The 24,239-nt window shown below is 36.7% G+C and carries 22 protein-coding genes and 1 pseudogene; 19 read left to right on the forward strand and 4 right to left on the reverse strand.

Going from position 1 to position 24,239, the window contains the following annotated elements; translation table 11 throughout:
- The first annotated feature begins 64 nt into the window (after nt 1-64).
- A complete protein-coding gene (locus LIS78_RS12630) occupies nt 65-1,465 on the forward strand; it encodes an amino acid permease (protein ID WP_252285287.1) in 1,401 nt (466 codons plus the stop codon).
- 66 nt (nt 1,466-1,531) lie between these two features.
- Here LIS78_RS12630 and LIS78_RS12635 read toward each other — a convergent pair whose 3' ends face one another.
- A complete protein-coding gene (locus tag LIS78_RS12635) occupies nt 1,532-2,740 on the reverse strand; it encodes an MFS transporter (protein ID WP_116072193.1) in 1,209 nt (402 codons plus the stop codon).
- A gap of 256 nt (nt 2,741-2,996) precedes the next feature.
- Here LIS78_RS12635 and LIS78_RS12640 point away from each other — a divergent pair, with 256 nt between their 5' ends.
- From LIS78_RS12640 to LIS78_RS12680, 9 genes and pseudogenes are all read left to right on the forward strand, one after another.
- Nucleotides 2,997-3,458 carry a MarR family winged helix-turn-helix transcriptional regulator gene (locus tag LIS78_RS12640; RefSeq protein ID WP_195783169.1) on the forward strand — a complete coding sequence of 154 codons (462 nt, stop codon included), beginning with the start codon at nt 2,997-2,999 and terminating at the stop codon, nt 3,456-3,458.
- Nucleotides 3,455-6,124 carry an MMPL family transporter gene (locus LIS78_RS12645; RefSeq protein ID WP_252285288.1) on the forward strand — a complete coding sequence of 890 codons (2,670 nt, stop codon included), beginning with the start codon at nt 3,455-3,457 and terminating at the stop codon, nt 6,122-6,124. Before LIS78_RS12640 ends, LIS78_RS12645 begins: the two co-directional genes overlap by 4 nt.
- Before the next feature lie 263 nt (nt 6,125-6,387).
- Nucleotides 6,388-6,552: a hypothetical protein gene (locus tag LIS78_RS12650; RefSeq protein ID WP_016764155.1), complete on the forward strand. Its 165-nt coding sequence runs from the start codon at nt 6,388-6,390 to the stop codon at nt 6,550-6,552.
- Nucleotides 6,553-6,853: 301 nt separating this feature from the next.
- Nucleotides 6,854-8,001: pseudogene (locus LIS78_RS12655) on the forward strand (ABC transporter ATP-binding protein).
- 79 nt (nt 8,002-8,080) lie between these two features.
- Nucleotides 8,081-9,067 (forward strand): SIS domain-containing protein, encoded by a 987-nt coding sequence (locus tag LIS78_RS12660; protein WP_029714330.1) that lies wholly within the window; start codon nt 8,081-8,083, stop codon nt 9,065-9,067.
- Between the two features lie 116 nt (nt 9,068-9,183).
- Nucleotides 9,184-10,470, forward strand: a complete 1,287-nt coding sequence (locus LIS78_RS12665) for an ABC transporter substrate-binding protein (protein WP_195783166.1) — start codon at nt 9,184-9,186, stop codon at nt 10,468-10,470.
- Between the two features lie 15 nt (nt 10,471-10,485).
- Nucleotides 10,486-11,367 (forward strand): carbohydrate ABC transporter permease, encoded by an 882-nt coding sequence (locus LIS78_RS12670; RefSeq protein WP_252285289.1) that lies wholly within the window; start codon nt 10,486-10,488, stop codon nt 11,365-11,367.
- Nucleotides 11,367-12,251 (forward strand): carbohydrate ABC transporter permease, encoded by an 885-nt coding sequence (locus LIS78_RS12675; protein ID WP_209151671.1) that lies wholly within the window; start codon nt 11,367-11,369, stop codon nt 12,249-12,251. Before LIS78_RS12670 ends, LIS78_RS12675 begins: the two co-directional genes overlap by 1 nt.
- 15 nt (nt 12,252-12,266) lie before the next feature.
- The gene (locus LIS78_RS12680) at nt 12,267-13,109 is read left to right on the forward strand and encodes a fructoselysine 6-kinase (protein ID WP_195783163.1); all 843 of its coding nucleotides are present in this window, start codon (nt 12,267-12,269) and stop codon (nt 13,107-13,109) included.
- A gap of 43 nt (nt 13,110-13,152) precedes the next feature.
- On the opposite strand, the gene LIS78_RS12685 is transcribed toward LIS78_RS12680, so the two are convergent.
- Nucleotides 13,153-13,884 carry a GntR family transcriptional regulator gene (locus tag LIS78_RS12685; RefSeq protein WP_195783162.1) on the reverse strand — a complete coding sequence of 244 codons (732 nt, stop codon included), beginning with the start codon at nt 13,882-13,884 and terminating at the stop codon, nt 13,153-13,155.
- A 294-nt stretch (nt 13,885-14,178) separates the two neighbouring features.
- On the opposite strand from LIS78_RS12685, the gene LIS78_RS12690 reads away from it, so the two are divergent.
- From LIS78_RS12690 to LIS78_RS12705, 4 genes are all read left to right on the forward strand, one after another.
- Nucleotides 14,179-15,198 (forward strand): STAS domain-containing protein, encoded by a 1,020-nt coding sequence (locus tag LIS78_RS12690; RefSeq protein ID WP_195783161.1) that lies wholly within the window; start codon nt 14,179-14,181, stop codon nt 15,196-15,198.
- A 228-nt stretch (nt 15,199-15,426) separates the two neighbouring features.
- Nucleotides 15,427-15,855, forward strand: coding sequence for an SRPBCC family protein (locus tag LIS78_RS12695; RefSeq protein WP_209151672.1), 429 nt, complete (start codon nt 15,427-15,429; stop codon nt 15,853-15,855).
- Nucleotides 15,856-16,191, forward strand: coding sequence for an ArsR/SmtB family transcription factor (locus LIS78_RS12700; RefSeq protein WP_195783159.1), 336 nt, complete (start codon nt 15,856-15,858; stop codon nt 16,189-16,191).
- A gap of 183 nt (nt 16,192-16,374) precedes the next feature.
- Entirely contained in the window at nt 16,375-17,154 is a 780-nt protein-coding gene (locus LIS78_RS12705) for an MBL fold metallo-hydrolase (RefSeq protein ID WP_209151673.1), read from the forward strand.
- A gap of 73 nt (nt 17,155-17,227) precedes the next feature.
- Here LIS78_RS12705 and LIS78_RS12710 read toward each other — a convergent pair whose 3' ends face one another.
- Nucleotides 17,228-18,031, reverse strand: coding sequence for an alpha/beta fold hydrolase (locus LIS78_RS12710; protein WP_350495072.1), 804 nt, complete (start codon nt 18,029-18,031; stop codon nt 17,228-17,230).
- A 334-nt stretch (nt 18,032-18,365) separates the two neighbouring features.
- Between LIS78_RS12710 and trhO the strand changes: the two genes are divergently transcribed.
- On the forward strand, nt 18,366-19,334 hold the full coding sequence (gene trhO / locus LIS78_RS12715; protein ID WP_116072171.1) for an oxygen-dependent tRNA uridine(34) hydroxylase TrhO: 969 nt from the start codon (nt 18,366-18,368) through the stop codon (nt 19,332-19,334).
- Nucleotides 19,335-19,541: 207 nt separating this feature from the next.
- A complete protein-coding gene (locus LIS78_RS12720; protein WP_025751869.1) occupies nt 19,542-20,399 on the forward strand; it encodes an SMP-30/gluconolactonase/LRE family protein in 858 nt (285 codons plus the stop codon).
- Between the two features lie 47 nt (nt 20,400-20,446).
- On the opposite strand, the gene LIS78_RS12725 is transcribed toward LIS78_RS12720, so the two are convergent.
- The gene (locus LIS78_RS12725; protein ID WP_252285291.1) at nt 20,447-21,166 is read right to left on the reverse strand and encodes a vanadium-dependent haloperoxidase; all 720 of its coding nucleotides are present in this window, start codon (nt 21,164-21,166) and stop codon (nt 20,447-20,449) included.
- Between the two features lie 152 nt (nt 21,167-21,318).
- Between LIS78_RS12725 and LIS78_RS12730 the strand changes: the two genes are divergently transcribed.
- From LIS78_RS12730 to LIS78_RS12740, 3 genes are all read left to right on the forward strand, one after another.
- Nucleotides 21,319-21,681 (forward strand): group I truncated hemoglobin, encoded by a 363-nt coding sequence (locus tag LIS78_RS12730; protein ID WP_025751868.1) that lies wholly within the window; start codon nt 21,319-21,321, stop codon nt 21,679-21,681.
- A 140-nt stretch (nt 21,682-21,821) separates the two neighbouring features.
- Nucleotides 21,822-23,258 (forward strand): 4-hydroxyphenylacetate 3-monooxygenase, oxygenase component, encoded by a 1,437-nt coding sequence (gene hpaB / locus LIS78_RS12735; protein ID WP_252285292.1) that lies wholly within the window; start codon nt 21,822-21,824, stop codon nt 23,256-23,258.
- A gap of 148 nt (nt 23,259-23,406) precedes the next feature.
- Nucleotides 23,407-24,213 (forward strand): DUF817 domain-containing protein, encoded by an 807-nt coding sequence (locus LIS78_RS12740; RefSeq protein ID WP_195783154.1) that lies wholly within the window; start codon nt 23,407-23,409, stop codon nt 24,211-24,213.
- Nucleotides 24,214-24,239 lie beyond the last annotated feature (26 nt).

The raw sequence follows: 24,239 nt of genomic DNA on the forward strand, positions 1-24,239 counted from the left end.
ATGGGAAAAGACGTCATTTTCAAGTTTTTTAATGGATGAGTGGCAACAGAGAGGAGAGAGTGCAATGGGAAAACTATTTAAAAAGAAGTCAATCGAGCAATTATTAGAACAAAGTCAAAACAAATCTCTAGTCAAAACATTAGGAGCATTCGATTTGACTCTTCTTGGTATTGGAGCCGTAATAGGAACAGGGGTTTTAGTATTAACAGGCTTAGTAGCTGCTAACGATGCTGGGCCAGCCGTTATTTTTTCTTTTATATTGGCTTCTATTGTATGCGGTTTTGCAGCGCTGTGCTATGCGGAATTTGCTTCAACTATACCTGTATCTGGGAGCGTTTACACCTATACATATGCAACTATTGGAGAAGTAGTAGCACACTTAATGGGCTGGACGTTGCTTTCCGTCTATTTATTAACAATGTCAGCAGTAGCAAATGGATGGTCTTCTTATTTTAACAATTTTTTAGAAGGCTTTGGTTTTTCACTGCCAAAAGAATTGATTACGATCCCTGCAAATGGAGGTCTAGTGAACCTTCCTGCTATTTGTATTACACTTCTTATTACATGGCTGCTTTCAAGAGGAACAAAAGAAAGTAAAAAAGTGAATAACTTTATGGTGCTTGTTAAATTATTTATTATCCTTCTCTTTATTATTGTAGGGGCTTTTTATGTGAAGCCGTCTAATTGGACTCCTTTTATGCCTTATGGAATTGAAGGTGTTGTTACAGGGGGAGCGGCCGTATTTTTTGCTTTCTTAGGCTTTGATGCTCTATCTACATCAGCAGAAGAAGTAAAGAACCCGCAGCGCAATTTGCCCATTGGAATTATTAGTTCACTCGTGGTCTGCACGATTATTTATGTAGCAGTATGCCTTGTTATGACTGGAGTTGTTTCATACAAGGAGCTGAATGTTCCAGAAGCAATGGCCTATGTTCTTCATTCAGTAGGACAAAATGCAGTGGCAGGAGTTATTGCTGCAGGAGCTGTCATTGGAATCATGGCTGTTATTTTCGCCTACATTTATGCAGCAACACGCATTTTATTCTCGATGAGCCGCGACGGCTTGCTGCCAAAAGTATTTGCCAAAACAAATGAGAAAACAGGAGTACCGACTCTTTCTACTTGGCTAGTAGGGATTATCGGAGCGTTAATTTCAGGATTTATTGATCTGAAAGAACTTGCAAATTTAGCAAATATCGGAGCTCTTTTAACTTTCGGCATGGTGGGCGTCAGCATTATCATCTTACGCAAAACGCACCCAACTTTAAAACGTGGATTTACAATGCCGTTTGTCCCGGTTTTACCAATTTTATCTGTATTATCTTGTTTATTTTTAATGATTAATCTTCCTAAAACAACATGGCTGTATTTTAGCATATGGATTGTGCTTGGTATATTTGTGTATGTCGGTTACTCTCGTAAACACAGTCGATTAACAAGCAAAGAAATGAAAAAAGCAAGTTAAAAGCAAACAAAAGAGCCTTTCAGCAAAGAAAGGCTCTTTTTTACTTGTTGTTCGGTCGTTAGACAGTTAGGAAGATTGTTCACTATGCTTTTTGCGTGTTTCCACAATAAAAAGACAAGTGCTGATAATAAAGGCAGTTCCTACAAAAATGGCGCCGACCCAAGGAAGTGAAGTAAGTCCCATATGATTAATAATTACGCCTCCGAAAAAGGCGCCAAAAGCATTTCCTAAGTTAGCAAATGAGTGATTTGAAGTAGAAGCTAAAGCAGGTGCTTCCTGTGCTAAGTTCATGATTTTTACTTGAATACCAGGCATTACAGCAAATGCTGCTGCTCCCCAGAAAAACAGGGTGATAATAGCTGCTGTTGGGCTTTTAACAGTAAACGTAAAAATAGTCAGCACAATACAAAGAAAAGCAAATATACCTACAACGGAAGGCATTAACTTCCAGTCTGCAAGCTTGCCTCCAACAACGTTTCCAAGCGTAACGCCGCATCCATATAATACAAGTATCCATGTAACGCTATGTTCACTTACTCCTGTAACATCTTCAAGAAGCGGTGTAATGTACGTAAAAACAGTAAATAAACTGCCGCATCCTATTGCGCTTAAAAGAAGCATCACAAGAAGTTTTGGTTGGGCAAAAGCAGCAAACTGCTGTTTTAGACCCGTTAATTTGTCTTGACCAAGCTTTGGGATAAACAGAATAATACCAATAAATGCAATAATCCCCATGATCGTAATAGCCCCAAACGAAGCTCTCCAGCCTAAGTGTTGCCCAATGAATGTTCCCACAGGAACGCCGATTATATTTGCAATGGTTAAACCTGCCATCATCGTTGCGACAGCACTTGCACGTTTATGAGGTTGTACGAGCCGTGAAGCAATAACAGCGCCTACTCCAAAGAAAGTACCGTGACATAATGCCGTAACTAAACGAGCTCCCATTAAAATTCCATAGCTAGGTGCAATAATAGCAATCGCATTTCCGAGAATAAATAAAAGCATGAGTAAACAAAGCAGAAGCTTTTGAGGAAGTCGATGAGTAAAAATGGTTAAAATTGGCGCGCCGATTGCTACTCCTAAAGCATAGCTTGTAATTAGCTGGCCAGCAGTCGAAATGCTAACATGAAGGTCTTCCGCAACGTTAGGCAGTATCCCCATAATAACAAATTCCGTCATTCCAATAGCAAAAGCTCCAAGAGTTAACGAGATGAGAGCAATTGGAAAGGAATCTTTCTTACTGATCTGCTCATTAGCATGCATTGTATTCATGTGTGATCACCCTTTCTGTGTATAAAATTTATATCTCCTTGAAAAGAAGTCAATTACTAATAATACTTAAGTGATTGAGCTTTGACAACCAAAAAAGCTGATGTAAGCGGTATCTTTTAGAATTCCGTTTATCTTTATCATATTATGAAGACAGTCAGACATAAATTTATTGACAGAATAAAGTTTAGTCCTATAAACTATTTTTAAAGTTGAATAGTTTATACCTATAAACTAAATAAGCAAAGGAGGGAAATAAGTGACAAAAAGCAAGTTATATCAAGCTGTAGAACTTTTTGAAGAAGTGCTGTTTGTAGGAACAGAAGTAATTCATAGAGAGATCAGCCATAACCTCTTTGAACATGTCTCTAGGCAGCAGTTTGATTTGTTAAATAGTTTAATGATCAAAGGTCCATCTTCACCTGGCAGTCTTGCTGTCTTGCAAGGTGTTCATAAAAGTGCCATTTCGAATCGAATCAAAAAACTGCTCGAAAAAGGGCTCGTGGAGTGGGACACTAACGAACTAGAAAGTGATAAACGTTCTAAGCTTATTAAGATTACGGCTGAAGGAGAAAAGGTAATAAATGACGGAAATGCCGCGTGTTTTAGTATCATTGAGAATTTGTTTGATGATGTAGAAGAAGAAAAAATAGATACATTTATTGAAATTCTTACAATGGCAAAAGAAAAGTTAACTACAAAAGGGGAAAGCAAACAATGAAATTTATTGTGAAATTTAAATGGGTGATTGCTGCCTTTATTTTAGCTTTAACGGTTATATTGATGCTAACGGCACCGAATTTAACAAAGCTCGCAAGTGAAAAAGGACAGTCGCAGCTTCCCGACGATGCTGTTTCATCTAGAGCCAGCCAAATTTTAAAAGACGCCGGGGAAGACAGTAATACCATCAGCATGGTTATCAAGTTAGATAAAGCATTAAATAAAGATAGTGAGAAACAAATACAGAAAATCATTGATAAGACAGAGAAAATTAAAGGTGTAAAAGATGTCACAACGCCTTTAACAGATGATCAAGATGTTCGTAATCAATTAATGTCTAAAGACAAAAAAACCATTTTAGTTCCGCTTACTGTCAGTGGATCGGACGAAAAAGTTGAAAAAATAGCGGATCAGATTTATGACAGCGTACCAAAAGACGTTACCGCATATGTAACAGGTGCATCCCTTATTAATCAAGATTTTGCACACAGTTCAGAAGAAGGGTTAAAGAAAACCGAGTTTATTACCATCTTTTTGATTTTAGGTTTGCTTTTACTCGTTTTCCGTTCAGTAGTGACCCCGTTTATTCCTATTTTAATTGTGGGAATCACCTACTTAATCAGTCAATCGTTACTAGGGCTTTTAGTTAAAAATGTAGATTTTCCAATCTCAACGTTTACGCAAACGTTCTTAGTAGCTATTTTGTTTGGAATTGGTACGGATTACTGCATTCTTTTACTTAATCGTTTCCGTGAAGAATTGGCAAACGGACATGATAAAGTAGAAGCCACAATCACAGCTTACCGTACAGCAGGAAGAACGCTATTTATCAGTGGAATTGCCGTATTTATTGGGTTTGCGGCCATCGGATTTGCCAAGTTTGCCATTTTCCAATCTGCTGTCGGCGTAGCAGTGGGGGTAGGTGTACTGCTAGTCATTTTATTTACTCTGCTTCCACTTTTTATGGTTACACTTGGAGAAAAATTATTTTGGCCGTCTAAAAAAGTGGCTTCTCATAGCGATAATAAGCTGTGGGGATTTTTAGGAAAAAAGGCAGTGGCGCGACCGTTCGTGTTTTTAGTCATTACAGCGATTATTACCGTGCCTTTTATTGTAACGTACGACTCAAAAGTATCGTTTGATTCTACTGCTGAAATCAGCAGTGATTATAAATCTATAAAAGGACTAAAAGCTATCAGTGATGCACTGGGAGAAGGAAAAGCGTTTCCTGTCAATGTTATTATTAAAGGAGATAAAGAGTTAACAAAGGCGGATATTACTCCTTATTTAGGAAATATAAGCAAAGCAATTGAAAAAGTGGATCACGTGGATTCTGTCATGACTATCACACAGCCTACCGGAGAAAAGATCGATGATTTATATGTTAATTCACAGCTAGGCTCTGTATCAGACGGAATCAAAGATGCTATTAAAGGAATCGGAGATGTAGAAAAAGGATTAAGTGATGTTGAAAAAGGGCTAAATCAAATAGCTGACCAAACGGGTTCTGCTTCTAAAGAGAAATCTGGCGGGTTGCTTGCACCTGCTGCAGACGGGTTAGCTCAAATTAATCAACAGCTGCAGCTTGTCAGCACTCAGCTCTCTACAACAGGAAATGTGCAGCAAGCGGTTCCTCAGCTTGTTGCAATCAGTAAACAGCTTACTACCATTCAAACCGGTCTCCAACAAGCAAATGAGAATCTTTCAGCTCAGCAAGGTCAAGTTGGAACGTTATCAGACAGCATCAATCAGTTAGCAAAAGGCGTTAACAGTGCGAATGACGGACTGACGAAGATCTCAGATGGCTTAACAAAAGCAGCAGATATGCTTGATAACATGAGTGACAGCCCAACAGTTAGAGATACGGGGATTTATCTTCCAGCAGAAGTGATGAAAGATAAAGGGTTTAAACAATCCATCGATAACTATTCTTTTGCAGATGGAAAAGGAGTTAAGCTAAGTGTAGTGCTCGATCAAAATCCATATTCTGAAGAAGCTATTTCAACCGTAAAAAATATTGAAAAAGCGGTGGCAAGCGAAGTCGTTGATACGCCGTTTGAGCATACAGAAATTGTGTACGGAGGGGTATCGAGCTCAAATGCGGATTTAAAAGATTTATCTACAACGGATCTTTCACGCACAATGGTTATTATGATGATTGGACTGTTTATTGTGCTCACCATTTTATTCCGTTCAATGATAATGCCTGTATACATGATTGCTTCACTGCTGCTTACGTATTATACAGCAATGGGAATCTCAGAGCTTCTATTTGTGGATATAATGGGGAATGACGGAATCAGCTGGGCCGTGCCATTCTTTAGTTTTGTTATTTTGGTTGCCCTGGGAATTGACTATTCTATTTTCTTGTTAGACCGTTTTAACGAAGAAGTGAAAAGCGGCGTAGCAGAAGGGATGGTTACGTCCATGAGTAAGATGGGGTCGGTTATTATCACTGCTGCTATTATCTTAGCCGGAACGTTTGGAGCTATGATGCCATCAGGTGTATTAACACTTGTGCATGTAGCAACGGTTGTTATTATTGGTCTTTTACTTTATGGCCTTGTTATTCTTCCGCTTCTTATGCCAGCGATTGTCGTAACGCTTGGAGAAGGAAACTGGTGGCCGTTTCTTCGAAAAAAAGAAAAATACAAAGTAGAAGAATAACTTGTATATGATAGTTGTATCAAAAATCAGATATTTGTTAGGAAATAGTGATAGACGCCTGTATAGCGTTAAACATTATATAGGATAAAAATCAAGGATAGATGAGCGTCATAAGACTGCTCTATCTATCCTTTTTGTATTATTGGAAAACGTGATTATAGTTTAAAAGTACAATCAAGCAGATGCTGTTATAAATACACCTAGTCGAATAAAAGACCTCCCATCAGGAAAACCTATAGTCAAAAACATGAGGGAGGTTTTTTATGAAATTTGTAAATTTCTTAGCTAATCAGCGAGACAAACGACGGGAACAAATGCGCGAAGCAGGCACATGTCCAGATTGCTTAGGGAAACGATTTCACCATATTGGACTTTATTTTGTGCATGTTTATGAGTGTCCGAGCTGTCAAGGCAAAGAAGATATGTAATAAAATCTTCAGAAGTAAGGCAAAGGCAGTCTCTATGCAGATTATGATGTGAAACCTTCTTATTTTAGAGAAGGTTTTTATTTTTTTGAAGGTAAACGGTTGCTTGTATGTTTTGTGTTAGCAAGCTTTACATATTTATTTTCTGTCTAACTAGATTCGAGTAGTATAGTTATTAAGTTACTTTAATGTCTCAAGTTAACATTTTAAATAAAAAGGAGGAAAGGATTAAGGATTAAGGAAAAAGAGACTCGTAACTTGCAATAATGTATCTCAAACTTTAAATATAAGGAGCTGAGGTGAGATGACAACGTTACATTTAGATAAAGTATATAAAATATATGATAAAAAAATATCGCCGTAAATGATTTTAACCTTCAGATTGGAGATAAAGAGTTCGTTGTATTTGTTGGACCTTCAGGCTGTGGTAAATCTACTACGCTGCGAATGATTGCAGGTCTAGAAACAATTTCAAAAGGTGATTTTTACATTGATGGAGATCATATGAACGAAGTAGCTCCAAAAGATCGTGACATTGCTATGGTCTTTCAAAACTATGCTCTTTACCCTCATATGACTGTTCGAGAAAATATGGCATTTGGTTTGAAGTTAAAAAAAATAAAGAAAGATGAAATCGATAGACGTGTAAATGAAGCAGCCAAAACATTAGGTCTAGAAACATATTTAGATAGAAAGCCAAAAGCTTTATCCGGAGGACAGCGTCAGCGAGTTGCTTTAGGTCGTGCTATTGTTCGGGAAGCAAAAGTTTTCTTAATGGATGAACCATTATCTAATTTGGATGCGAAGCTGCGAGTACAGATGCGTGCTGAGATTATTAAACTGCATCAAAGGCTGCAAACAACAACAATCTATGTGACGCATGATCAAGTGGAAGCTATGACAATGGCTACTCGCCTAGTTGTTATGAAAGACGGGATTATTCAACAGATCGGAACTCCTCAAGATATTTATAGACATCCTAGGAATGTATTTGTAGGCAGTTTTATTGGATCGCCCGCAATGAATTTTTTTCGAGGGTATCTCCAAGGCACTTATTTTATAATGGGAGAAACTAAAATACAGCTTCCTGATTTTTTAATACACGCTTTACATTCTCAAGGTCATAATGAGAAAGAGGTCATAATGGGCGCGCGTCCTGAACACATTGTATATCATAAAGAGGATAGTAAGAGAGAGTTGAACAATGAGTTTTGCTTCACTACGACGTTAGATATTATAGAGGTACTGGGGGCTGAAACAATTTTATATGCTAGTTTAGAAAAGCAAACGTTTGTGGCTCGAGTGCCTCTTTTATGTGAGTTTGAAGCAGGGGACAAAGGCGCTTTTTCGTTGAATTTAACCTACGTGCATTTCTTTGATGGAGAAACAGAAGAGCGCATTTCCACAAATGCAGATAAAAAAGTTAAATATTCTGATAAATGTATTGACTAGTTAACGTTTGCAGTTTAATATAACAATATATAACATTACATAATGTTGTATATCATATTTTATTTGAGGAGTGGGGAAAATGAGCAAAACAGTAGTGAATGTAAAAAGTGATGTGCAAGCCGTATTAAACGAATTAAAAAGCAAGCAAATTCGTAATGTGTTTTTCGTCGCATGTGGAGGATCTTCTGCGATCATGTATCCAGCTAAGTATGTACTAGATCGAGAAGCTCAACATATTACATCCGATTTGTATAGCTCGAACGAATTTATCCACCGCAATCCGCAGCAGCTAGGAAAAGACTCCTTAGTTATTTTATGTTCCATGTCAGGAACAACTCCTGAGACTACAGAAGCAGCTAAGTTCGCTAAAAGCAAAGGCGCTTATGCTGTAGCCTTAACAAATGAACCTACTTCACCTTTAGCACACAGCGCAGATATTTTTATTAAGTATGAATGGGGCAATGATATCGATGCTTTTGAAACAAACTTAGGCGTTTTATATCAGCTTGTATTTGGTCTCTTATACGTAGCAGAAAAAAATGATAAATTTGCAAAGTTAGTTACTAGCTTAGAAAATCTACAGTCTGTTTATGAAAAAGCTCTAGAATACGAAGCGAGCAACGCAAGAAAATTTGCTGAATCACATAAGTCTGAACCGGTTATTTATACAATGGCCAGCGGATCGAACTATGGAGCAGCATATTCATTCAGCATCTGTATCTTGATGGAAATGCAGTGGATTCATTCTCACGCTATTCACGCCGGAGAGTATTTCCACGGTCCATTCGAAATTATTGATGAAAACGTACCGTTTATCATCCTAGCTGGACTAGATGAAACAAGACCTTTAGAAGAACGCGCCTTATCATTCTCTAAACGATATGGAAAGAAATTAACTGTTCTAGATGCAAAAGCATATGACTTCGAAGGAATTGATAAAGATGTGCAAGGGTATATTGCTCCTCTTGTATTAAACCGTGTACTGCGTCAGTATGCCGAAGAATTAGCCGAAGCACGCAATCATCCTTTAAGTAAAAGACGCTACATGTGGAAAGTAGAATATTAATAATCTCCTAATAAAGATAGAAATCTGTATATTTTCCTTACGAGTTATACTATAATGTTATAAAACATTATAGTATAACTTATATATGAAAGCACTTACAATAAGGGGGTTTCTATATGAAAAAGACAAATTTAATCTTAGCCTCACTTTTAAGTTGTTCTTTAATGCTCGGGGGGTGTGCTGGAAAACAAACGTCTTCAGACTCAGACACAGGAAAGACAACATTAACATTCTTTCACAGATGGCCAAAAGAACCTGAAAAAAGCTACTTTGAAGAAGTTGTAAAAGAATTTGAAAAACAGCACCCTGATATTGATATTAAAACAGAAGCGGTCTTAAACGATTCGTATAAAGACAAAATTAAAGTTATGACAGGCACTAATACCCCTCCTGATGTGTACTTTTCTTGGAGCGATGAGTTTGCTAGACAATTTGTCAGAGGAAACAAAGCCTTAGATTTAACCTCATATTATAAGAAGGATTCAGCGTGGTCTTCCAAGCTTGTTCAATCTCAAATTAAACCATATACCGTTAATAAGAAAATTTACGGTGTTCCTGTCACAATGGATGGGAAAATGTTTTTTTACAACAAAGATATCTTCGATAAATTAGGATTAAAAGCGCCTACAAATTGGAACGAGCTACTAAATGTTTTAAGCGTGTTAAAAAAGAAGCATTATACAGCTTTAGAATTTGGAAGCCAGGATACATGGACCATTTCTCACTACGTAGGAACCTTAAATCAGCGCATGGTAAAGCCTGACGTTCTTTCAAAAGACTATAATTCAAAAACTGGGACATTTACGGATAAAGGCTATGTAAAAGCTCTAGAAAAATTAGAAGAATTAGTTCCTTACTTTAATAAAAATACAAATTCGATTGATCATGAATATGCAAGACAACAATTTTCAAATGGAAAAGCAGCTATGTTTTATGCTGAAACCGCTGAAATTAAGCTTTTCGGTCCAACGAAATTTAAGATTGGCATGTTTAATTTTCCTAAAGTAGAGGATGGAAAAGGAAATGCCACTAATTTAACTGGATCACCTGAAGGGTTTATGATTTCTTCTAAAACAAAGCATCCAAAAGAAGCGATGGAATTTCTTGAATTTTTAACATCAAAACAAATGGGTGAAAAGCTAGTAAAAGAGGTAGGGAAATACAGTGCAGTAAATGATACAGCTAACAGCAGTAATTCAACACCGGAGCAATTAGAAGCAGTAGATAATATTTTACAAGCCAAAGAGATGGCTCCATGGTTTGATATGGCAATCGATGCTCGAATTGCAGATACTTATTTAACAGGTGCTCAGCTTATGCTAAATGGTGATAAAACACCTAAAGAAGTAATGAAAGATGTACAAAAAGTTGCAGCGAGTGTTCGTGCTGAATCTAAAAAGTAAGGAAGTGAAAAAGCGATGTTAAAACGCAATAAGCTAACCCCTTATTTATATCTTCTTCCTGCTTTTGCTTTTTTACTACTTGTGTATATCCCTATTTTTCAGAATATTTGGGATAGTCTTTATGAGTGGAGCACATTTTCACCAGACAAAGTTTTTGTAGGAATAGATAATTATGTGCACTTATTTAAAGACCCTGTCTTTTATCAGGCACTCAAAAATAATATTCTTTATGCGGTCATTTCAATTATTTTTCAAGTGGGTGGCGGTCTAATTGTGGCTGCCGTTTTAGAAGATAAACTTATTCGAAAGTTTTCTCCTTTTTTTCGAACGGTTTATTTTTTACCAGTAGTCGTTTCGATGACCGTTATTGCCTTATTGTTTACTTTTTTTTACAACCCTGAAGTAGGGCTTTTAAATCAAGTGCTCAAAATGATCGGATTAGACTCATTGGCAAAACCTTGGCTAGGAGACAGTAATACGGCTATTTATGCAGTTATTGCTGTATCTCAGTGGCAATCTATCGGCTATATCGCCATGCTATATGTTGTAGCGATACAAAAAATCTCACCTGAATTGTATGAAGCAGCTGAAATAGACGGCGCTAATAAATTTAAAATGTTCTTTCATATTACTGTACCGCAAACAAAAGAAATGACATTTGTTGCTGTTATTTTAACACTCACTGGTGCTTTTACAGTATTTAATGAACCTTATATTTTAACTGGAGGCGGACCGGGTACATCATCTGAAGTCCTAAGTACGTATTTGTACAAAACAGCCTTTTCGAAAGATATGATGGGCTACGCTTCTTCAATTGCTACTGTCATTTTAATTATTACGCTGTTGATTTCTCTTGTTCAAATGAAAGCATTTAAAACAGGAAAGGAAGACGCTTGATGCAGATGCCTAAAACAAATGTCACCTTACCTAATGTTGTCAATACAGCCACTAAAGAAAGAAAAAAGAAGAGATACACAGGTGTAACGATAGTATATGTCGGGTTGATCGTCTATTTTATCGTCATTGCGTATCCCTTGCTTTGGATGATTATAAGTTCTTTTAAAAGCACGGATGAAATCTTTACTCACAGCTGGTCTATGCCGCATACTTGGCTAATTGAAAATTATGTGACAGCGTGGAAAAGCGGAATATCTTCTTACTTTTTAAACAGTGTGATCGTCACGAGCGCGTCTTGTTTTTTGACGGTTCTGGTCAGTGCGTTAGGAGCTTATGGACTATCACGCTTTGAGTTTCAAGGAAAAGCTTTTGTCCTTATTATATGTCTGGGAGGGCTTATGCTTTCTCCTCAGGTAAGTTTAATTCCTTTGTATAGCATTATTCAAAAACTTGGAATCTATAATACACACTTGGCACTGATTCTGCCTTATGTTGCTTATCGAATTCCTTTAACCATCTTGTTAATTCGAGCTTATTTTCTTTCGATTCCAAAAGAACTGGAGGAAGCAGCTCGGTTAGATGGATGTACAAGCTTTGGGATTTTATTTCGGATTTTTATTCCAATGAGCACGCCCATTTTATTAACAACGACAATTTTGACAGCTTACTACACATGGAATGAATTTATGTTTGCCATTATCTTTATCGACGACGACAGTTTGCGTACAATCCCAGCAGGATTAATGCAATTTAGAGACGCTTTGCAAACAGATTGGGGAGTATTACTAGCTGGACTGACCATTTCAGCAGCACCGATTGTTATGTTGTTTTTATTTATGCAAAAATATTTTATCCGTGGCATTGCTAACGGAAGTGTTAAATAATAGGAGGACAAGCAGATGAAACTAATTGGAGTAGGGGATAATGTAGTAGATTACTATAAAGATCAAGGAAAGATCTATCCAGGCGGTAACGCGCTAAATGTAGCAGTATTTTGTAATAGATTGAGCCATAATCAGTCTTCCTATATGGGAATCGTGGGGAATGACAAATCGGCAGAGCATGTAGTAAATACTCTGCAGCAAGAAAAGATGGATATTAGCAGAGTGAGAAGAGCTGTAGGAGAGAATGGAATGGCGGTTGTAACACTTGATGAACAAGGTGATCGAATTTTTGTAGGATCAAATAAAGGGGGCGTTCAATCTAGATTAAAACTAATGCTGAATGAATCGGATTTAACCTATATTCGTCAGCACGATCTTCTTCATACGAGCGTTTTTAGTCATTTAGAATCTGACCTTCCGTTGCTACATAAAATCATTGATATTTCCTTTGATTTTTCTACGAGATACGATGAGGAATATTTACAGCAAGTATGTCCATATATCAGCTATGCATTTTTCTCAGGAAGCAGCCTGCCAGAAGAAGAGTGTATGAATTTAATGAAGCGAGTACACTTGTTAGGAACCAGTGTCGTATGCGTGACAAGAGGAGAAGAGGGAGCTTTATTATCAGTAGAAAATCAATTATTTAAACAGCCTATAATCTCTACAAATGTGGTCGATACATTGGGTGCTGGAGATTCTTTCATCGCTGGTTTTCTTTCTTCTTATCTACTAGAGAAAAACATAGCAAAAGCCCTCCATAATGGAGCATTAGTGGCATCGCAAACTTGTCAAAATTACGGAGCTTTTGGATATGGAAAAGAATATCATACAGACTGTTCGATGGTTTTAAAATGAATAAAATAGCGCCTTTGCTTTTAAAGCAAGGGCGCTATTTTTATTAAGAATTAGAACTGTCTATAGTGAACGTAACGCGATTCGCAGGGTAGTGTAGAAAAGATGAATGAATCGGTCTTTTTTGTGCATCATACGCCACTTTTTCCACTTTAAACAGCGGCTCTCCGACTTCACATTCTAAATGTTTTGCTTCATCCACATTTGCAAATACCATGTTCAATAATTTTTTATTATGAACCGGAGCAATATTGTACTTATTTTTTATAGTATCGTACATTGAAACTGAATTATGGACGTGCTGATCTAAGTGTGGTAACAATTCTAAGGAGTAGTGAGAAATTTCTAAGGTAAGAGGCTGATCATCATAATACAGGATGCGCTGCAGTTCAAGGACTTCACTTTCTGGAGGGATTGATAACATCTTTGCCACATGAGCTTTTACAGGTTTTATACCAAAAGACAAAATTTTAGTCTGCGGTACTTTCCCTAATTCCGACATATACTCTGTATGCCCATTAACGGCAAACAGCTCTCTCTTAGCTTTTGGATATTGAACAAAGGTTCCTTTTCCTTGCTGACGTATCAGAAGGCCTTCTTCTACTAAATCTAATACGGCTTTTCTTACCGTAATCCGACTTACTCCGTATATATCGCACAAATCTGTTTCAATTGGAAGTTTTTCACCCGGAGTATAAACTCCTTTATTAATATCTTCTGCAATAGCCTGTTTTAACTGCATATATAAAGGCGTAGAGCTATGAGTATTTAGCTTCATCTTTTTCCTCCTCTTTCCTAAATACTTTCTTTTGAATATAATTATATTATAACGTAATGTGATGTTATATTACAATTTGCTTTTCTTCCTTTTTATCATGTATGTTTGATACAAAAGAAAGAAAGGTTGGCGAATTCAAAGTTCTATAGCATTAAGCTTCCTTTTTCATTAATTGAAAACATAGGCAATGGTTAGACAAGCAATAGAAAATATGCAACAATTTTTATTACCAGCTTCTTCAACATAAGATAAAATATAAAGAAGGTAAGAACTTTATAAAAAGGAGATTCCGCCATGGGTGAAAAAAAGAAGATTGATATAGGTGGTCTTAGTTTTGCTTGGGATTTAGAAAAGGGACAATTTAGCTTTGAAGGAGAAGATGCCATCCTTTTTTGGATTTCTTCTGCGATGAAAACATTGTTTGACACAATCGAAGAAATATCTGGAGAAGAGGCAGCTTCTGTAGTACTGGAAACCACTGGTTTCCGACAAGGATTAGTAGTAGGAGAGTACTTTCAAAATATGAAAGGCGTAACGGTTTTTGAAGCGGCTGAGTTAATTACAAATACATACGCTTCGGCTGGATGGGGAAAAACCACTATCAAATATTTAAATCCTGAAAGTAAAACTCTATCTGCTGAATTAAAAGACAGTTGGGAACATAAAATTAACGTTGCGCAAAAGAAAACAAAGGGAGGAAATTTTCTTCCGGCCCATTATGCAGGGATTTTCACAGGGCTATTCGGAACAAATATTTGGTACAAGGTGATTCAACATCAAATAGAAGGGCATGAATGCACTACAGTAGAATACTTCCCTTCCAACATTGATATCACTCAAAATATTCATCAATTAGCCAGAAGAAAAGAAGCGCAGAAAATAGAACATTTGCAAAACATTGTAGCAGAAAAAACAGCAGAGTTAAAAGATCTTATTAAAAAGCTTTCTTCTCCTATTATTCCGGTTTTGGAAGGCATAGTCGTCGTTCCTTTGATTGGCAAATACGACGAGGATAGAACGGAAGATTTGATTGTCAATACATTAAATAACCTCCCAAAACATCAGGCTAATTATCTTGTGCTAGATTTAACCGGATTGGATAAAGAACTTACTGAATATACGGCAAGTCTTATTGAAAAATTAGGTGCAGCAGCGTCTCTGATTGGTACGAAAACAATTTTAGTAGGAATTTCTGCTGACTTAGGCTTAGTTATATCAGAGACCCATATTGATTTATCAAAATATGATTGTTTTCAAACATTGCAGCACGGCATTCATTATGCATTGGCACAAAGTGGACGAAGCATCGTTTAAAAGATATATTTGAAATATAACAAAATGCGCTTTTGTGGAATAAGGATTATAGATTCTATACGTTACGATCTTCATTCAAAGTCATAACAAATTTTTTGTCAAAGAACGGAAATGTATTGAAGGATTTCATTTTTTAAAAGAGGAATTGACATAAAACCAAAAGGTGTTATATTATTTTTATATAAAACCTTTTGGTGTTATTTTTTAAAAAGGAGAATGAAGATAACGATGAATGATAAAAGTATATTAGAAGATGTAAAGCAGACGATAATATTTAACGCGCCGATTCAAAAAGTTTGGGATAAAGTAGCAACCGCAGAAGGGCTCCAACAATGGTTCATGCCTAATGATTTTCAGCCTCAGGTAGGATATGAATTTCATTTACAATCGCCTTTTGGACCATCTCCGTGTAAAGTATTAGAAATAGATGCACCAAACTATCTTTCTTTCTCTTGGGATACGGATGGATGGATCGTTTCGTTTACCTTAAAAGAAATGGGTAATCAAACTGAATTTACGCTTATTCATAGCGGGTGGAAAGAAGCTGAAACACTTCTTGAAAAAGCAAACGAAAAGAGTTCAGTGGTACGAGATAGAATGAGCTACGGGTGGATTAGTCTCGTGAATGAAAAACTTCGAAAGGTTGTTGAAAACTAAATGACTTCATCAGCTGCCAAGCATGATATCTTTCAAGCGATTGCTGATCCTACTCGAAGAAAAGTACTTGAGCTGCTTTCTAAAAAAGAATTGCCTATTTCAGAAATAACGTCTCATTTTTCAATAAGTCGTACCGCTATTGTCAAGCATCTTCGTATACTTTCAGAAGCAGACTTAGTCCATGGACAAAAAAAAGGCAGAGAAAAAGTGTATTATCTTCAGCCAGAGCCTTTAAAAGAAGTAAAAGATTGGCTTTCTTACTACGAGCAATTTTGGACGAACAAATTATCTATTCTGCAGCATATAGTTGAAAGAGATGAAGAAAGAAATCAATAGAAAAAGCATAAAAACGTTTTTTATAGGTAATATAGCAAAGCCAGTCGTTAAAAAGACTGGCTGTTTTACATAAAAGCTGGTTTTATTCTAGAAGGGCAAATAAAAGAAAGATGCAGAACAACATAGGGCATTTCTTGAAATAAAAAGATAGACCTTTAGAAGAAAGAAGGAGGAAGCAAAGTAATGAACTCGCTTTTATTTTACGGAACGAGCGATGCCCAAGGGGTACCTCGATTATTGTGTGACTGTAAAGTATGTACACAAAAAGATCAATTAAATCAGCGCACAAGACCTAGTGCACAGTTTACAATGGACGGTAACGTGTTTTTGATTGATGTCTCACCTGATTTTAAACATCAATTTCATTTATACAATAACAAAAAAATACCTTCTACCGTTTTTATTACTCATCCTCACAATGACCATGTTGCTGGTTTAGGGGATTTAGCCGACTTATGCTACTGGAACAATGTAAATACAGAAATCGTAGGAGCACCTGAAGTCATCAACGAGTTAATCGAAAGATTTCCTTATCTCGCAAAAAGAAAAGGGCTTACCTTTAACGGCACGTTAAAATGGGAAAGCGGAGAAACAACCATTACGTTTCATAAAGTAAATCACGGATTTAACGGTCATTCCTATGGGATTGTGGTTCATGAAGAACAAGGAAAGCGCTGGGCGTATGTATCCGATTCTTTTAATGTGACAAAAGAACAGTGGCAGCCTTTTTACCACTTAGATTTACTGATATTTGGTACATCTTTCTGGAAAGAATATCTTCAAAAAGAAAAAAGATCCGTATATGACGTGACAGAGGCAATGGAGATCAAAGCGAAGCTACAGGCAAAAAACATGGTGTTTACTCATTTATCACATGATATCGATATCCGAAAGCACGCCGAGATGCTCTCAGATGAAAACGTAAGCTTTGCCTATGACGGACGCGAGATTTTATTACCTTAAAGTATAGTAATACATAAAAGGTTTCATTTAAAGAAGCAGTGGAGGTAAAGCGCTGCTTCTTTAAGTTTGTAAATTAGATATGTTCAATAAAGTCGCTCACAACTTTGTTAAACCGATTGCTTTCTTCGAGAAAAGGGCAGTGGCAGCTGTTCTCAAAAACTTCAAGTACAGAACCTGAAACCAGCTTTTGAATATATCTTCCAGCTGCTACCGGAATGAGCTTTTCTTCTTTTCCAAAGCACAGTAAGGTAGGGATTGTAATAAACGGGAGAAAATCTCGATAGTCCACAATGGATTGGTCAAACAAAATAGCACTGGCTATCGACTCAGGCATTTTCGTTACTTCTTTCATAATCCAATGTTTATCTTCTTCAGTTAATTCATCCTTAAACATAAGCGGAATAAAACTTTCTAATGTACTTGTTCGATCAAGTTGAATACCCTGCATGAGCGAAATAAGGGCAGGTAAATCAAATGCACCGATCGGAAAGTCTGGCCATTTAAAGTCTGAAGCCATTTCATCTACAATAATATTCCCTTTTACATTTTCTTCACCAAATTGTTTCAAATATTCCCACACAACAAAAGCACCCATCGACCAGCCTACTAATATGACGTTCTTTAATTGATGAGTGCTTATAAACTCATGGACATCACGAGCATAAGTGGAAATTGTATGGCCGTATGGAGTATGACTTGAATTTCCATGTCCTCTTAAATCCAAAAGAACAGTTTGATACTGTTTTGAAAAAAAAGAAAGCTGGTTGTGAAAAAAACGACTGCTCATCCAAACTCCGTGAATGAAAATAATAGGTGTTCCTTCCCCTTGTTGTTCATAGTACAAAGTTGCACCGTCTTTTAATGTATAAAAAGGCATCATTTTCGCCCCCAATCTCAAAGATTCATATCTCATCATGTATGCACGGGGAAATTCATGTAGAACGTATCGCGGCAATAAAATTTCTATTGAAGAACAAATCCTAGAAGTGAACGCTTTGATATGTTATACTATTACAGGCTTAAATACTGTATGTTTTTGAAACAATCATTCACTGTAATACTTTTTAGATAGAAGCATCCTCATAAAAAGGATGTTGTTTTTGTCGTAATGTACCTTTAAGTAATGAATTGTTACCATCAATTCGGTTCACAATAACCGACCTACATGCATTATATCTTGCAAATATAAACAGATAGGTGGAAGAAGCAACATGATTGAAAGAAAACCATATCAAGTACTACTATATTATTTGTACACTCCAATTGAAAATCCTGAAGAGTTCACAGCTCAGCACTTGGCATTTTGTAAAGAGCTTGAATTAAAAGGACGCATTTTAATTGCGGCTGAAGGGATCAATGGAACGGTATCAGGAACAGTTGAACAAACAGATAAATACATGGAAACGATGAAAAATGATCCTCGTTTTGAAGGTATTGTATTTAAAATAGACGAAGCAGATGAACATGCGTTCAAAAAAATGCACGTGCGTCACCGCAAAGAATTAGTAACTCTTCGATTAGAAGAAGATGTGAATCCTCTTCGTGTAACGGGTAATTACTTAAGCCCGAAAGAATTTTATCAAGCGATGCAAGATGAGAATACGGTCGTAATTGATGCACGAAACGATTATGAATACGATTTAGGTCATTTCCGAGGAGCTGTTCGTCCGGATATTCGAAACTTCCGTGAGCTTCCTGAATGGATTCGCGACAACAAAGATCAGTTTGAAGATAAAAAAATCTTAACGTACTGCACAGGCGGTATTCGCTGTGAAAAATTCTCTGGATGGCTTCTTGAAGAAGGTTTTGAAGATGTGAGCCAGCTTCACGGAGGTATTGTAACATACGGAAAAGATCCTGAAGTACAAGGTGAACTATGGGACGGTCAGTGCTATGTATTTGATGAGCGTATCAGCGTACCAGTTAACCAAAAAGAGCATGTGATTGTCGGAAAAGACCATTTTACCGGCGAGCCTTGTGAACGCTATGTTAACTGCGCAAACCCAGAATGCAATAAGAAAATCTTAGCTTCTGAAGAAAATGAACACAAATATTTACGCGCTTGTTCACATGAATGCCGAGTGAGCCCTCGTAACCGCTATGTAAAAGAACACGGTTTAACAGAAGAAGAGTTTGCAGCACGTGTTAAAGAGTTAGAAAAAGAACGCGTAACTTTATAATAAAAAAAGCAGCACGCTATACAAAGCGTGCTGCTTTTTTTATGAAAAGATTCTCTTAGAACCTGGTGTTTAAAGAATGTCATACAACGGGTATTTATGAAAAAGGAAAGATATTCCTAGCTTTTTTTATTTGTTTAAAAGAATATTTTTTTGAGAAAGTGATTATAAAAAAATGGTTGTACATAAAAACGAAAAAGGAGCTTAAAAATGGAAGCAAAAATTGAAAAAAAGTACGACGGCCGTTTGCTTGAAGGACCCCTATGGGATGAAGAAAATCAAAAATTAGTACTAGTAGACATCTTAGATAAAAAGCTTCTTACGTACGATCCAAAAACGACAACCTTAGAAGATATTGCTCTTCCTTCAGTCGTTACAAGCGTTTCTAAAACCAATCATTCAAAATTGATTGTCTCCACCCGTAATCAGCTGCTTTTAGTTGATAAAAACAAAAAGAATCATGAAGAGTATATCCGTTTAGATACTCTTGAAAAAACCATGCGTTTTAATGACGGGAAATGTGATCCATATAATCGCTTTTGGATTGGAACGATGAGTGAAGAAGATGAAGAAGGAAAAGCCCAGCTGTACGTAGTAGATGAAAAAGGTGTAATTAAGAGCGCTAAAGAAGGATTAAGCGTGTCAAACGGGCTAGCTTGGAATCGAACAGGAGATAAATTCTTTCTGGTCGATTCACCGAAAAATAAAATTATGTCTTATTCATTTTCTAAAGAAACAACAAGGCTCGAAGATGAAAAAGTGGTGATTGACCTTTCAGATATGGACGGGTTTCCTGATGGAATGACAATTGATGAACACGACCGATTATGGGTAGCGCTTTGGGGAGGTTCGAAAGTTATTTGTGTAGATCCAGATAAAGGAGAAATTATAGAATCTATTCATCTTCCTGTTTCCAATGTAACCTGCTGTACATTTGGAGGAGACGATTTACAAACCCTATTTATCACCACAGCTAAGGAAGAAGAAAAATATGAAGAAGCTGCCGGCTCTCTTTTTTCATGCCGAGTAGGAGTAAAAGGCGTACCGGCTTATACTTACGTGTATTAAGTTATAGAGTGGTGATGAAAATATGATTACGCCAAAAGGTATCTTTATTAGGCGTAATCACTGCGTACGTTTTGAGCTTCCACTAATTTTACAATTATGTCTCCTATTTGTCGTCCTAATCTTAGTCCTTTGTCATTATCAACTTTAAAGTGCACACCTGCATATAAGCGAGACTGCGCACTCTCTTCCATCCATTTTTTTAAGGATGTTGTTTCTTTTTGGAAAAAATGACGCAATAAATTTTCTGAGCACCCAGCGATGGTGGCATGGGCGGAAGGGTAAGAAGGAAAGCGTGGCGTTAATAAGACAGGAGATAAATTCTGTTCATACTGGTTAGGCCTTGCAACATCCCAAAGGTATTTTAAATACCAAGTAATGATAAACGTATCATTTATAGCCGCATGGAAATAGCCTGAAATTCTAGCTGTATGAGGAGACCCAATCCTATACTTCTCACATAAGCTGAAAATAGTGGTTGTAATCTTTGCGCTTAGTTCGCCAGTTCCCCAATATTGTGCAATTCGGATTTGTTCAGGTGTAAGTGCTTTTAACGTTTGTTCTACAAAGGTTAATTCTTTTTGCCAGTCGATAGCATCCGGACTTTTTATTTGCCAATGAATTAATTGGTGAAAAGGATCTAAAAACGTACCATTCTGTTCTTTAGACATAAAAAACATTGGCCAAAAACCAGGAGTTGCGGAGCCTTTAGGCGGTTTTTTTTCGCCGGGATATGGATATTGAGTCCACTGTCTATAATTCCTTTGCACTGCATTCACTCCCTTTAAATTATATGTTTTTATTCTTTATGAGGAAAAGGAATAAAATATGATGATAACGAATTTCCATAAAGAAGCCTTTTAAAGAATATGAACACTTCTATTGGGTAATAATGGGGAAAGGTACAAAAGGAGGAATTGTTTTGGAACAAACATTGTATGAAAAAGTGGGCGGACAAGAAGCTATTGAAAAAGTAGTTGATTATTTTTATTCTGAGCTCGTGCTAAAAGATGAAACGGTCAGTCACTTTTTCGAGCATACGGATATGGATAAACAGCGTCGACATCAAGCCAAGTTTATAAGCTTTGCCTTAGGTGGACCGAATCAATATTCAGGAAAGTCGATGGCCAAAGCACATGCAAATATGAATATTCAACCCGAACATTTTAATGCAATTGCTAAGCATCTTCACGATGCACTTGCTCACTTTAATGTTGAAGAGCCTGATATTGATCAAGCATTAAGTAAAGTTGAATCCCTAAGAAATGATATTCAATATAAATAAATCATAAAAAAGAAGGTTACTGTAACCTTCTTTTTTTTATGCTAAAAGCTGTGATGTATGAAGGAAACATGGAAAAGACATCGTAATATGATAAAAATGCAATAGGTAAAAATATTTATCGAAAGTCTAGGAGTGGGAGTATGTCAGCAATTAATGGGAAGCAATACGTAGAGAGAATTAATCAATTAAAAGCAAATGTATGGGTTGATGGCAAGCTCGTAACAGGCGATATATCAGAGCATCCGGCTTTTAAAGGAGCCATTAACAGTCAAGCTAAGCTTTATGATCTTCAGCATAATAAAAAAATCAAAGATATCATGACATACCAATCTCCGGCTTCTAAGGAATTTGTCGGTACATCTTATTTACAGCCTAAAACAAAAGAAGAGTTAAAAAAAAGACGAGAGATGACTCAGCAATGGGCGCAATTAACCCATGGTATGATGGGAAGAAGTCCAGATTATATGAATACCGTATTGATGGCTTTTGCATCCTCTGCAGAACTCCTAAGAGGAACAGAAAATTGTTTTCCTGAAAACATCATTTCTTATTATGAATATGTGAGAGAGCACGACTTATCGCTCACTCATACATTCATCGATCCTCAAGTCAATCGAATCCAATTTTATTACGAGCAAAACGACGAACCGATAGCAGCAAAAATAGTTGATAAAAACAATGAGGGAATCGTTATCCAAGGCGCGAAACTGCTTGCTACACAGGGTGGAATGACGGATGAGCTACTCTTACTGTCTTCAGCGGGTATTCACGGAAAAGAAAAAGGATTTGCTTTTTCGATTCCAAGTAATACAAAAGGAATTAAATTTATTTGTAGAGAATCATTTGCAGGAAAAGATTCGACGTTTGATTATCCATTAAGTTCTAGATTTGAAGAAATGGATACAATTGTTGTCTTTGACCATGTATTAGTACCGTGGAACCGCGTGTTCTTCTATGAAAATGTAGACGTATCAAATACATTTCTTTCTTCTAGTTCCTTCTCAGCTTTTGCTCTGCATCAAGTAACTTCAAGGAGAATTGTTAAAACAGAGTTTGTATTAGGGATTGTACAATCTCTGATTGAAACCATTAACATTACAGACTATCCGCATGTACGAGAAAAAGCAACGGAGCTTATTATTGCGTTAGAAACGATGAAAGCTCTCGTGATGAAAGCAGAAGAAGAAGCCGAGATTGATCCATGGGGATACATGCGTCCGAATGAAACTACACTTCGTATTGCCGCAAATATATTTTCAAAAACATATCCTACCTTTACAGAGATTATCCAGCTTTTAGGTGCGAGCGGACTAATGGCAATACCAACAGAAAATACGTGCCGCTCATTGGTTAAAGAAGATATTACGCGTTATTTGCAAGCTAAATCGAGAGGGGCAGAAGATCGAATTAAGCTTTTTCGACTAGCGTGGGATTTAACTATGAGTCCGTTTGGCACAAGAGAAACACTGTATGAACGTTTTTTCTTTGGGGAGCCTGTACAGTTAACCAGTTATCTGTACTTATCTTACGATAAAGAGTGCTATGTACAGAGAGTCACCGATTTTTTGAAAAGTTAACGGAGAAAACTAATCTCCGCTGGATATGATAGTTTAGTTACAAAAACAGTGGAGATGCTTATTGAATAAATTTGAAAAATCTGCAATAATTTTCAGGGAATCATTTCCGTGAAAACACTAAGGAATACTATAAAGATAGGATGTTACAATGAAGCAATTAATCTATTTTGGTTTAGAACAAGCAAAATCTTGTGTTTTTCCTGTTATTATTTTTCTTACATTGGCTATGACAAAAATAATTGAAGTACCGTTTATTTCTAGATATGACCTTATTTTATTAGTCTGTCTAGGAACTCAAGTTTTAATGGTGATGTTTAAACGAGAAACGCTTGATGAAGTAAAAGTCATCGCAGTATTTCATTTAATTGGACTAGCGTTAGAACTCTACAAAGTTCATATGGGCTCATGGAGCTATCCGGAAAAAGCTTTCACTAAAGTCTGGGGAGTTCCGCTATACAGCGGATTTATGTATGCTAGTGTAGCCAGCTACATGTGCCAAGTGTGGAGAAGGCTTGAATTAAAGCTTACGAATTGGCCTTCTACGTGGATTGTCAGTATACTAAGTATGGCTATTTACCTTAACTTTTTCACGCATCATTTTATTTACGACTTCCGCTGGTTTTTAAAACTTTTCACTTTACTTATTTTTTATCGAACTTTTGTATATTTTACGGTTAACAAACGTACATATCGCATGCCTGTAGCACTGTCTTTTGTACTAATTGGCTTTTTTATTTGGATCGCTGAAAATATCGCAACATTTTTCGGAGCATGGCAGTATCCAGGTCAACAGCAGCAGTGGACAATGGTTCATATAAGTAAAATTAGCTCTTGGCTTCTTCTTGTGATTGTTAGTTTCTTGATTGTTGCTTTACTAAAGCATTTAAAAGAAAATCAAAGCCAATTTAAACAAAGGAAGAAATCAAAAGAAACAAACGAAATATATGAAAGATAAAAACATACCTATGTACACGCTGTTAA

This window comes from Priestia megaterium (assembly GCF_023824195.1).
Lineage (GTDB): Bacteria > Bacillota > Bacilli > Bacillales > Bacillaceae_H > Priestia > Priestia megaterium_D.